This is a genomic window from Catenulispora sp. MAP12-49, from assembly GCF_041262705.1.
Lineage (GTDB): Bacteria > Actinomycetota > Actinomycetes > Streptomycetales > Catenulisporaceae > Catenulispora.
Genome location: NZ_JBGCCP010000078.1, coordinates 1 through 10,899 on the forward strand (window position 1 = coordinate 1; position 10,899 = coordinate 10,899).

General features: G+C 72.4%; 9 protein-coding genes. 5 read left to right on the forward strand and 4 right to left on the reverse strand.

The genetic code is table 11. The features are described 5' to 3' along the window. Nucleotides 1–400: 400 nt before the first annotated feature. On the reverse strand, nucleotides 401–2,044 hold the full coding sequence (locus ABIA35_RS49160) for a thiamine pyrophosphate-binding protein (protein ID WP_370362621.1): 1,644 nt from the start codon (nucleotides 2,042–2,044) through the stop codon (nucleotides 401–403). A 204-nt stretch (nucleotides 2,045–2,248) separates the two neighbouring features. Continuing rightward, nucleotides 2,249–3,028, reverse strand: coding sequence for a cyclase family protein (locus tag ABIA35_RS49165; RefSeq protein ID WP_370362622.1), 780 nt, complete (start codon nucleotides 3,026–3,028; stop codon nucleotides 2,249–2,251). A 94-nt stretch (nucleotides 3,029–3,122) separates the two neighbouring features. Between ABIA35_RS49165 and ABIA35_RS49170 the strand changes: the two genes are divergently transcribed. The 4 genes from ABIA35_RS49170 to ABIA35_RS49185 all read left to right on the forward strand — a co-directional run bounded on the left by ABIA35_RS49170 (nucleotide 3,123) and on the right by ABIA35_RS49185 (nucleotide 7,233). Next, nucleotides 3,123–4,106 (forward strand): hypothetical protein, encoded by a 984-nt coding sequence (locus tag ABIA35_RS49170; protein WP_370362623.1) that lies wholly within the window; start codon nucleotides 3,123–3,125, stop codon nucleotides 4,104–4,106. Then, entirely contained in the window at nucleotides 4,103–4,909 is an 807-nt protein-coding gene (locus tag ABIA35_RS49175; protein ID WP_370362624.1) for a CHAD domain-containing protein, read from the forward strand. The genes ABIA35_RS49170 and ABIA35_RS49175 overlap by 4 nt, the downstream gene beginning before the upstream one ends. 177 nt (nucleotides 4,910–5,086) lie before the next feature. After that, nucleotides 5,087–5,506: a ribonuclease domain-containing protein gene (locus tag ABIA35_RS49180; RefSeq protein WP_370340875.1), complete on the forward strand. Its 420-nt coding sequence runs from the start codon at nucleotides 5,087–5,089 to the stop codon at nucleotides 5,504–5,506. Between the two features lie 95 nt (nucleotides 5,507–5,601). Then, entirely contained in the window at nucleotides 5,602–7,233 is a 1,632-nt protein-coding gene (locus ABIA35_RS49185) for a PQQ-binding-like beta-propeller repeat protein (protein WP_370362625.1), read from the forward strand. 23 nt (nucleotides 7,234–7,256) lie between these two features. Here ABIA35_RS49185 and ABIA35_RS49190 read toward each other — a convergent pair whose 3' ends face one another. Then, nucleotides 7,257–7,709, reverse strand: coding sequence for a flavodoxin family protein (locus ABIA35_RS49190; RefSeq protein ID WP_370362626.1), 453 nt, complete (start codon nucleotides 7,707–7,709; stop codon nucleotides 7,257–7,259). 177 nt (nucleotides 7,710–7,886) lie between these two features. On the opposite strand from ABIA35_RS49190, the gene ABIA35_RS49195 reads away from it, so the two are divergent. Next, nucleotides 7,887–9,380: a serine/threonine-protein kinase gene (locus ABIA35_RS49195; protein WP_370362627.1), complete on the forward strand. Its 1,494-nt coding sequence runs from the start codon at nucleotides 7,887–7,889 to the stop codon at nucleotides 9,378–9,380. Nucleotides 9,381–10,010: 630 nt separating this feature from the next. Here ABIA35_RS49195 and ABIA35_RS49200 read toward each other — a convergent pair. After that, nucleotides 10,011–10,634, reverse strand: a complete 624-nt coding sequence (locus tag ABIA35_RS49200; RefSeq protein WP_370340868.1) for a hypothetical protein — start codon at nucleotides 10,632–10,634, stop codon at nucleotides 10,011–10,013. Nucleotides 10,635–10,899 lie beyond the last annotated feature (265 nt).

Here is a 10,899-nt window from a genome sequence, read left to right on the forward strand (position 1 = left end):
ATCCGGCTTGACACCGCCCAGGCCGGGATGGTTCCCTCCGGGCGACGAAGCGGCGGGGAATCCGGGACAGAGGCGACCACAAGCAGCGTCCGCCGCCCGACTACGCGACCCCCACCCCCCGGAGCGAGGCCGCTCGCCGCGCAGGCGCCGCCGGAGGCGCCCTTGACTGTCGCCTTTGACTGCCGCTCTTGACCTTGACCTTCCATCCCTGAAGGCCGCAGGAGAGCCGACCACCACCCCAACCGCCGGGCCGCCGACGCGACCCACACTGCACCCCGGCCCCGCGCTCCGCTGCGGATCCCGCAAACCATGCGCGAAGCCGTCAGAAAACGCCTGTGCCTGTCAGCCCACGAACAAACCGCACCCAGCCGCCGAACCCAGCCCACCACCCCCACGCGGCTCAGTGGCCGCGGAAGGCCTCCTCCAACCACCAGGAGGCCTCGTCCGCGGCCACTTTCGCGTCCAGCAGCAGCGGCCGCTCCCGCGGTCCGGCCAGCCACGGCGCGACTGCCTTGAGGTCCTGCGGGGACCGGACGGTCGCGGCCTGGCAGCCGAAGCCGCGGGCGATGGCGGCGATGTCGGTGTCGGGGAAGGTGACCGTGGCCAGGTCGTCGCCGTGCGGCCCGAAGTGGTGCACCTCCGCGCCGTATGCCGCGTCGTTGTAGACGACGATGAGGAGTCCGATCTGCTCGCGGACCGCTGTCTCCAACTCCGTGATCGACATCAGCGCGCCGCCGTCGCCGAGAGCGGCGACGGTCAGGCGGTCGGGGCGGGCCAGGGCGGCGCCGATCGCGGTGGCCAGGCCCAGGCCGATGGACTGGTAGGCCTGCGTGAACACCAGGCCTTCGCCGTCGGGGACGTCCAGGTACATCACCGGGTAGCCCATGAAGTTCCCGGAGTCGACGGCGACGGTGCGCTCGACGGGAAGCAGGGTGTTGAGTTCTGTCGAGAGGGTGCGCGGGTCGATGCGGTCGGCCGTGGACCGGTCGGTGAAGGGGATCTGCGGCCAGCGCCCCTCGGTCTGGAGCAGTCGGGCGATCTCGCGCGAACGGTAGCCGCGCTTGGCGGGCACTCGGTCGGCGACCTGCCACGCGGTGTCCGTGGCGTCGCCGACGACCCCGAGGTCCACGCGCCGGTGCCGTCCCAGCGCGTCCTGCTCGGTGTCGACCTGCGCCACCTTGGCGTCGGGCGCGATGAGGGTGCCGTGGCGCAGCGTCCACATGTTCAGGCCGCAGCCCCAGCCGACGATCAGATCCGCGGCCCGGATCAGCTCGGCGGCCAGCGGCGTGGCGAACCCGCCGCTGACGTCGAGGTCGAACGGGTCGCCGCGGAACAGCCCGCGCGCGGCGGCGGACGTGGCGAGCAGCGCGCCGGCCCGCTCGGCCAGCGCGGCGAGCGCCTCGCCGGCGTCGGCCAGCCGCGCGCCGCGCCCGGCGATGAAGACCGGGCGCTCGGCCTCGTTAAGCAGCGCGGCCAGCGCAGCGATGTCGTCCTCGCGCGGGTGCACGGTCGTGCCGCCGGGCAGCAGCCCGAACCGGTTCCCGCCCTCGACCCGCTGCTGCTGCACGTCCAGCGGCAGGTTCAAGATGACGGTCCGGCGCTCGGACTGCGCGGTGGCCACGGCGGTCAGGGTGTCCGCGCGCGCCGACCTGGCGCTGTTGACCCGGCGCGGCAGGGCGCCGACGGCCCGGGCCAGCGCGTTCTGGTCGACCCAGAAGTTCGACAGCCGGGAGGTGGCCTCGGCGGCCAGGACCACCAGCGGCGTGCGGCTCTTCGCGGCCTCGGCGATGCCGGTCATGGCGTTGGTCAGGCCCGGGCCCTGGTGCACGGAGAGCACCCCGAGCCCGCCGCTGGCCCGCGCGTAGGCGTCGGCCATGGTGGCCGCGCCGCCCTCGTGCCGCGCGGCGACGAACCGCGCCCCGGCACCGACCAGGGCGTTGGTGACGTGGAAGTTGCCGCTGCCGACCACGCCGAAGACCACGTCGGCGCCAGCTTCGCGCAGGGTCTGGCCGACTTCGGAGGCGACGGTCTCTTCTGCGGGCATGGGTCCTCCGATCGCTCGGGACGCGGAGGGTTCCTACCCTCCGCGCGGCGCCTCACAACGATGGGTCAGGGTTCGGACGGGGAGCGCGCGGCGGGGGCGCGTGCCCCTGGTGCTTCTGGAGCCCGCTCCGCCGCAGTGTCCCCGCGGCCATGACCTCGCGACCGTGCCCCGCGACCGTGCCCCCGCAACCATGCCCCCGCCGCGTCACGCCTCCCGCTCGACCAGCGCCAGCACCCGCGCCGGGCTCCCGGAGCCCCGCACGATCCGCAGCGGCGCGGCGATCAGCACGGCGCCGCGCGCGGGCAGCCGGTCCAGGTTGCGCAGCTGCGTCAGGCCGTACTTCCCGGCGCCGAGCATGAAGGAGTGGCAGGGGAACGGCGGGTCGAAGCCGTGGGCGGCGCCGGCGTCGGTACCGACGGTCTCCACCCCGATGCCCCGCAGCGGCGTCTCCTCCGCGAGCCATTTCGCGCACTCGGCGGAGAAGCCGGGGCTGTGCGGACCGGTCTCGTTCGCGTTCAGGAACGCGGCCTGGTCGCCGGCGCGGGCGTCCCAGCCGGTGCGGTACAGCAGCCAGCCGCCCTCGGGCAGCGGGCCGTGCTTGGCCTCCCACTCCTGCACGTCCTCCACCTGCAGCAGGTGGTCGGGGTCGGAGGCGGCGCGGTCGGAGGCGTCCAGGACCACCGCGGGGCCGATCAGCCGGCGCGGCGCGACCTGCGAGACGTCCTCGCCGTCGCGGCCGGTGATCCAGTGCACCGGGGCGTCGAAGTGGGTCCCGACGTGCTCGCCGGTGACGATGTCGTTCCAGTACCAGGCGGGGCCGCGCTCGTCATAGCGGCTGATCTCGCGGAGGGAGAACTCGACCGTGTTGGTGAAGGGCTCGGGCAGGTGCAGGATCGGCGTCTCGTGCGACAGCGGCGCGGTGAGGTCGACCACCTCGATCGTCCCGGCGGCGACCGCCTCGGCCAGCTGGGCCAGCAGCGTCATATCTGGCACGGTACTCCCGGCACGACGGCTCGTCAGCCGCGCGACGGCGCCCTCTTTCGCGGTCCCGCGCGGATTCTGACGGATACTGAAGCGTATGAGTACAAGGCGGACGATTCTCCGGGGCGGCATCGCGGCGCTCGGCGCGGCACTGGGCGCGGCGGCGTGCGACTCCTCGCACGGCAACGCCGGGGGTGCGGCGACGAGTTCGCCGACCACCGGGGCGACGTCACCGACGTCACCGGCTTCGCCCGCATCGCCTGCTTCGCCGACGTCAGCGGCCACGGCAACGGCGTCAGGCTCCGCATCCCCGGCACCGGCGCCGTCCCCGACCGCCACCTCGACCGCGCCGTCGCCGACGGTCACCCCCGGCGGCCCGTCGTCCCCGGCCGCCTCGCCGAGCGTCCCGACTCCGGCCGCGCTGTGGACGCCGGGCCCGGGCGAGCTGAACCCCGACGTCAAAGCGGTGGCCGTCCAGCACATCGTGGCCGAGCTGAACCGCCCCGACCTGCTGGTGTACGACGCGCAGTACGGCGGCCTGCTCGACACCTCGGCGAGCGTCCTGGTCGTCACCAGCGTCGCCACCTACGACGTGCGCCTGGTGCAGGCGAGTCCGCAGTGGAAGGTGACGCAGGTGAACCCCTCGCAGCCGGGACCGCCGACCACGGCCCCCACCGCCGCCGCGAAGGCCCTGCTCGCCTCCTCCCGTGTGAGCCTGCCGCCGGCCGGCCTGGCCGACGTGCGCAGCGGCCAGGTGCACGACAGCGTCCTGAACGTGCTGCTGGAGCTGTCGCAGGAGCACGAGCTGATGGTGAGCGTGGTGCGCTCCGGCCACCCGATCTACGTCTTCGGCACCAACCGCCTGTCCGACCATCCGCGCGGCCGGGCGGTTGACGTCTGGCGCATTGACGGACACGCTGTCGTGGACCCCGCGACGCCGACCGCCCTCGTTGACAACCTCATGCGCCGGGCGGCCGCGCTCGGCTCGTACAACGTCGGCGGGCCCCGGCAGCTGTCGGGCCCGCAGTTCTTCAGCGACCCGACCCATCACGACCACGTGCACATGGGATTCACCACATGAGCCTGCTGACATCGCTGCGCGCCCAGGCCGGCGCGCTGGCCACGCTGGAACCGGACGTCCGCGACGACCGGCACGACGCTGTGCACAAAATGCGGGTCGCGGCCCGGACGCTGCGCGCGAACCTGCGGACGTTCCAGGACGTGCTGCCCGGCGAGAAGAAACGCCTGGCCCTGGTGGAGGAGCTGGGCTGGCTCGGCGACGCGCTCGGGCCCGCGCGCGAGGCCGAGGTGCTGGCCGAGCGGGTGCTGGACCTGCTGGAGCGCACGCCGCCGGAGTACGTCCAGGGCCCGGTGCGGGAGCGGGTCGGGGCGGTCTTCGCGCTGGAGCGGGAATCAGCACTCGGACTCGTGACCGAGGCCCTGGACTCGCCGCGCTATCGCAGGCTCCTGAAGAACCTCGAGGCGTACTTCGCATCGGCGAAGCCCGGCAAGGACCCCGACCTGTCGCACCTGCACCGGCGGGTCCGCAAGCGGATGCGCGCGGCACTGCCGATGCCGCACGGCGCCGAACGGGACACCGCGATGCACGACGCGCGCAAGGCCGCACGCCGGGCCCGCTACGCCGCCGACGCGCTGGGACTGCCGGGCGCCAAGCCGATCAAGGCGCTGCAGGACGTGCTCGGCGAGGAGCACGACCGGGTGGTCGCCGCCTCGGCGCTCACCGACCTGGCCGCCGGCGCGCACCAGGCCGGAGAGAACGCGTTCACCTACGGGGTGCTGATCGGGCTGGTGCGCTGCGATTCGCGGGACTTCGACAAGCGGGTGCGCAAGGCCTGGAAGGCTGCGAAGCCGAGCCTGAAGTAGCGCTCTGTATCCGATCGAAGACCTTCGGCAAACGCCCGGCGACGTGCATGGAACGTATCCGGCCCCTGATGGGTGAATCTTTGCATCAGGGCCCGATGTTCAGGGATTGCCCTGTAGCGAAGACCCCGAATCAGCGTCATGGTGTCGGTGACCACCTTCCCCACGACTGGAGGTTCCATGTCGACCCAGCGCCGCCTTGGCCTGTCCTGGACGAAACGCCTCGCCGTGGCCGTCGCCGCCACCGCGTCCGCCCTCACCGTCACCGTCATCGCCAGCCCCGCCGCCAACGCGACCGTGTACAGCTCGTGCAACGTCAGCGGCTGCGCCGCCGCGGCCTCGGCGAACTCGACCTGGCAGTCCATGAACTACCCGAGCTCGCGCGGCTGGTACGACTGGCCGAACGGCGAGTGCAACTACGCCGGCGGCACCTACTACAACGACGACGGCCAGCTGCCCGCCGGCGACAGCTTCCAGGAGTTCGACGTCAACCCGCGTGCGTGCGGCGCGCACCGCGACGCGGTGCGGATCGTCGTGGACATGGACACCGGGGAGGTGTGGTACTCGCCGGACCACTACAGCGACTTCTACCAGCTGTAGGGACCGCTTTTCGGGGCTGCGCCGCCGTCGGTCCCGACGGCGGCGCGGTCTACTCTGAGCTGCGTCAGAACTCGAGTGGTCGGGGGACGGGGCTCATGGGGAAGCAGGTTCAGGGCAAGGCATCGCAGTCATCGCAGTCATCTCAGGGAGACCTCGCGGGGCCGGGGGAATCGACGACGCACGACCGGCGGCGGCCGGCCGGGGCCGCCCTCTTATTACTGGCCGCCGGCCTGGCGATCGGCTTCGCTGTGGCGATGAACATCCTCGGCTGGCATGCCGCGGTCTCCGGGCCGCATATCGGCGCGTGCCACGCTCGGGGGCCGAAGTCGGGGTGCGCCTTGTCGCCCGGGTTCCCGTCGATCTTCTTCCTGGCCATCGGCCCGTTCTTCGTGATCGGCGCCCTCTTGTCGGCTGCCGTGAAGTGGTGGCCGACGAGCTTGCGCAAGAGGCTCCCCTTCGCGATCCTCGCCGCCGGTGCCGTCATCGGCATGCTCCCCGGCGTGTTCGTCTATCACTGGCGGCGGACCGGCGAGGCCAGCCTTTCGATCGGCGGCCTGCACGTGCCGCATGTCCGGTGGGCCGCCGCGCCGGACCGGCCGTCGACGGTCTCCGCGGTGGGCGCCTGGGCGGACGGCCAGACGGTCGTCCGTGTACGGACCGACGCGGCCATCGCCTACGCCGCCGGTGACGGACACGTCGAATGGACCTTCCCGATCCCCGGCCAAGACACCGTGTGCGCCGTCAGCCGCACCGTGTCCGAGCACATCGGACTGGTCGCCTATCGGGCCGACGGGCAGCCGTGCACGGAGGTCGCGGGCATCGATCTGCAGACCGGCAGGCAGCTGTGGACCGTCGACCGTGGAGCCTCAGCGTTCTCCGACCTCCTCACGACGTACTCCGACGACATCGCCGTCGCCGGGGATGCCGCCTTCCTGAGGGAGGACCACGGGATCCGGGCCGTCTCGCTCCGCGACGGGACGCCGCGCTGGCGCAGCACGGCGACGGATTCCTGTGCCGAGGACGCGGTGGCGGCTGATGCGAGCCTGGTGCTGACCATCGAAGGCTGCGGCTCCGGCGGGGAGACGGTCGCGCTCGACGCGGGGACCGGAGCCGTCCGCTGGGAGGCGAAGCTGTCGGTTCCGGGCACCTTGAACGCGCGGGAGGTGCTGTCCGTGGATCCCGCGGTCGTGCACGTGTCCGACCAGGCGTCGCGGCCCGTGGACCTCGTCGTCTCCTACGACGCGCAGGGCCGTCAACGTACTGCGATCCCGACCGCCCAGCCGGACGAGGACATCGTGGTCGTCGAGCCCACGGCCGCTCAGCTCCAGAACGCACCGGCCCCGCGCGCCGTGGTCACGGACGGCCTTCTGATCACTCCGGTGACGCTCGCCGGCGGCAACGACCGGATGGCCGCGTTCTCGCTGGCGGACGGACATCACGTCTGGCAGAACGCGGCGGACAGCGAGGACGGGCAGTGGACGTCCTCGAATCCAGTGGCGATGGATCTTCAGCCGGACGGACTGTACGTCGCCACGCCGGGCTGGGACCGTCCGCGGATCGTCCGGCTGGACCCGGGCACGGGACGCGTCACGATGGCCTACGTCATCTCCGGCGACAACAGGTTCGGGTGGGGCGGCGGCGGCCTGTTCGTCGTCGACGGCGATTACGTGCAGGTAGCCGTGGATGGCACCGGCGACGACCACCGGCCCATCGCGATGTGGCGCTAGCGGCGCCGACGGGCTCCCCCCGCTCACTCCATCAGCCCCGCCGCGACCGTCGCCCCCAACTCCCAGCACGCCTCCAGATCAGCCTTCGCAGCCTCCCCGGTCACCGTCACCGGCCGGAACACCCGCTCCCACCCCATGCCGCCGGCGATCGACTCGATCGCCCGCAGCGCGCCGGCGGTGTCGTTGTTGCCGTGGACGTAAGCGGCGTACGGGAGCTTCTTCGTCGCGTCCAGGCACGGGTAGTAGACCTGGTCGAAGAAGTGTTTCAGGGCGCCGCTCATGTAGCCGATGTTCGCCGGCGTCCCCACGATCACCGCGTCGGCATTCAGGACGTCCACCGCCGTGGCGGCCAGGGCCGGGCGCCGCACCACGGTCACGCCTTCGATCTGGTCGTCGGTCGCGCCCGCGAGGACGGCCTCGAACATCGCCTGAAGGGTAGGAGAGGGCGTGTGGTGGACGATCAGCAGCGTGGCCATCCCGCGATCCTGCCATTCGCGGCCACTCTCAACGACCGTCACCCGCCCGACGGTGCGCCGAACCGCCCGATCGGGTGGAGCGGTGACGGTTGAGGGCTTTGTGCACACTCGGTGCTTCTGTTCACTGCGATGCTGGACTACTACTGGTAGAGACGACCGATCGGGGAGGTCCGCGAGGTGGAACCGCTGAGGGCTGGGGATCCGCGCACTGTGGGTCCTTATGTGCTGATCGCGCGGCTGGGCGCCGGGGGCATGGGGCAGGTGTTCCTGGGACGGACGCGCGGCGGGCGGACTGTCGCGGTGAAGGTGGTCAAGGCCGAGTTGGCTCAGGACCGGGAGTTCCGGCGGCGGTTCCGGCAGGAGGTCGCGGCGGCGCGGCTGGTGTCGGGGCGGTTCACCGCCGCGGTCGTGGACGCTGATCCGGAGGCGGCGACGCCGTGGCTGGCGACCGCCTATGTGTCCGGGTTGACGCTGCGGGCGGTGGTGGGTGCCGGTTCGCTGCTGCCGGAGACCTCGCTGCGGGTGCTGGCCTACGGGCTGGCGCGGGCGCTGGCCGAGATCCATGCCGCGGGTGTGGTGCACCGGGACATGAAGCCGTCGAACGTGATGCTGGCCGTGGACGGTCCGCACGTCATCGACTTCGGCATCTCCCGGGTCATCGCGGCGGCGGATCTGACGCGGACGGACGTCGGCACCATCATCGGCTCGCCGGGGTTCATGTCGCCGGAGCAGACGCAGGGGTGGGAGCTCACCGGCGCCACCGATGTCTTCTCCCTCGGTACTGTCCTGGCCTACGCCGCCACCGGTCGCAATCCGTTCGGCGGCGGGCCGGAGCACGCCCTCCTCTACCGCATCGCGCACGGCGAGCCGGACCTGTCCGGCGTGCCGGACTCGCTGGCGCCGCTGATCGCCGTGTGCCTGGCCAAGGAGCCGGCGCGGCGGCCCAGCACCGCGCAGATCATCGGGCGGATGGCCGACAGTGTGCCGGAGGGCGCCTGGCTGCCCGCGGACCTGACGGCGGCCATAGCGCAAAGCGCCGCCGAGATCCTGGACTACGAAGGCATCGCGGTCTTCCCGCAACCGGACAACGATCCGCTCACCACACCCGGCCCGGCGCCCGATCCGACGCTGGTGCTCAACGCGGGGGCGACCCGGCCCACGGCGCGCCTGGAGCCGGTCGGCGAGCGGACCGCGGAGCGCATCGGGGTCGGCGAGCCGCCGCGTGGGGCGCGCAACGGGGCCGGCGGTGCCGGGCTGGTCGCGGGGCTGCTGTCGGTCGCGGTCATCGCGGCTCTGGCGACGGCGCTGGTGTTGGTGCTGCGCAACGGAAGCCACAACCCGGGCACGCCGCCGGCGGCCTCGGTCGGGACCAGCACCAGCCAGTCGCCGCTGACCCGCTCGGTCGAGACCACCACGACGTCGCAGACCCCGACGACCACCCCGACGCCGACGACCAGCTCCCCGCCGATGCCGACGACGCCGGTCCCGACCTCGGCCCCGACCAGCGTCCCGAGCACGACCGCGAGCACCAGCGCCTCGACGACGCAGAGCACGTCCGCGCCGAGCTCGCCGAGCAGCACCACCAGCTCGTCCGCGGCGCCGTCGTCGAGCCCTTCGACGACGCACAGCTCGGCGGCGGCTACTACGGCGGCTAGTTCAAGCCACAGCTGAGCGACGGAGCCATCGGGCAGCGCGTCACGGGACATCGTCACCGGGCAGCGCGTCACCGGACAGCGCCATCGGACAGCCCGTCACGGGACAACGCCATAGGGCAACGCGTCACCGGACGGCGGTACCGGACAGCACATCATCGAGAATCGGCGGTCGGAACCCTCACGACCGCCGGTCCGGGGCATCATCGCAGGCCCCGTACCTACCGCATCCCGCAGCGGACGGCCGCCCACCGGGCGAGCCGTCCCCAACTCACCCGCATCCTCACGCCACGCTCACGTCTGTCCCGGCGACCGCCGTCGCCGCCTCCGGCCAGTCCGTGCGACGCCGGAAGAGGACTCCGAACGGACATGTCAAGCGCCATTCGCCGCCAACCCTCTCGAATCGACTGCGCGCCATGCCGCGCCGCCTCCACACTTGGCGCAGCGGACCCGGGGCCGCACCCGCCTGCGGTCCCGGGTCCGCTCTGGTCCGGTCCGGCTGTCCGCCGGCCGGCCGTTCGGTGCGGCGCGCGCCTTCGCACGCCGCCGTCCTTGCGTGTGCCCGGCTCCCCGTCTGGCGCCGCACTAAGCACCAGTCTTGTTCGCCGGACGGTCCGGCGGCCGACGGTCGGGCCGGCCGCCGGAGTCCTCACCCGGCCCGCGTCAGGTCGATCGCGGGCAGGTCCTTCAGCTCCTCGCGCGTCAGGTCCACCTGGACGCCGTAGGTGGCGTCGACCACGTTGCGGATCGGGACCGCGACTTCCTTGCGGCTCCACAGATGTCCTTCGCTGAGCAGGATGTGGGTGACGTGGTGGTCGGGCGCGGCCATCAGGCCCTTGATGTGCCCGATGTCGCCGTCGGCGGCGTGCAGCCGCTCGTTGCGGCACAGCTGGACCTCGCCGGCCGGGACGCGGTCGTAGGTGACCATGTCCGGCTTGGCCGGGGCCCGGTAGCCCCCGCCGAGCGCGCCGCCGCCGGTGACGGGTCCCCCGGCCGGGGCCGTGGGCTGCACCATCTCGGTGGCCTCGGCCGGCTCCAGCAGGTCGAACCCGGAGGCGGTGCACGTCAGGACTATCGATCCGGCCCCGGCGCTGCCCACCAGCGTGACCGGGACCAGGCGGGCGGCATGGGGGTCGCGCCCGACGACGAGGTGGGTCAGGGCCCGGGTGGCCGGGTCCATGATGATTCGGTGCAGCCGACCGCAGTCGCCGTCGGCACAAGAGACGTCCGCGCCGATCGCGTACGGGGTTTCCTTCTCGGTCATGGTGCTCATAGCAGCCTCCTCACTGCATACGCGGATGAGTTCAGCGGCGCCGCGCCCCTGCCAGGTACCCGGTCACAGGTTTTGAAACGGTCGGACGGAAAGCGCGTATGTGAGAAAAGGCGCCCCTGGCCTACGTGTGGGTGAGTTTCTCGTGTGGGTGCGGCTGGGGTGGGTGGCTTACAGGCGTTTCTTGACGGCTTCGCGCAGGGTTTGCGGGATCCGTTGGTGGCGCGGGTCGGGGGTGGTGCTGGTTTCGTGGGGCGGTGGTGGTGTG

Coding starts and splice junctions, on each gene's coding strand:
- ABIA35_RS49160 (WP_370362621.1), bottom strand. CDS start 2,044: ATGCCCGCAGAAGAGACCGTCGCCTCCGAAGTCGGCCAGACCCTGCGC.
- ABIA35_RS49165 (WP_370362622.1), bottom strand. CDS start 3,028: ATGACGCTGCTGGCCCAGCTGGCCGAGGCGGTCGCCGCCGGGACGATC.
- ABIA35_RS49170 (WP_370362623.1), top strand. CDS start 3,123: ATGAGTACAAGGCGGACGATTCTCCGGGGCGGCATCGCGGCGCTCGGC.
- ABIA35_RS49175 (WP_370362624.1), top strand. CDS start 4,103: ATGAGCCTGCTGACATCGCTGCGCGCCCAGGCCGGCGCGCTGGCCACG.
- ABIA35_RS49180 (WP_370340875.1), top strand. CDS start 5,087: ATGTCGACCCAGCGCCGCCTTGGCCTGTCCTGGACGAAACGCCTCGCC.
- ABIA35_RS49185 (WP_370362625.1), top strand. CDS start 5,602: ATGGGGAAGCAGGTTCAGGGCAAGGCATCGCAGTCATCGCAGTCATCT.
- ABIA35_RS49190 (WP_370362626.1), bottom strand. CDS start 7,709: ATGGCCACGCTGCTGATCGTCCACCACACGCCCTCTCCTACCCTTCAG.
- ABIA35_RS49200 (WP_370340868.1), bottom strand. CDS start 10,634: ATGAGCACCATGACCGAGAAGGAAACCCCGTACGCGATCGGCGCGGAC.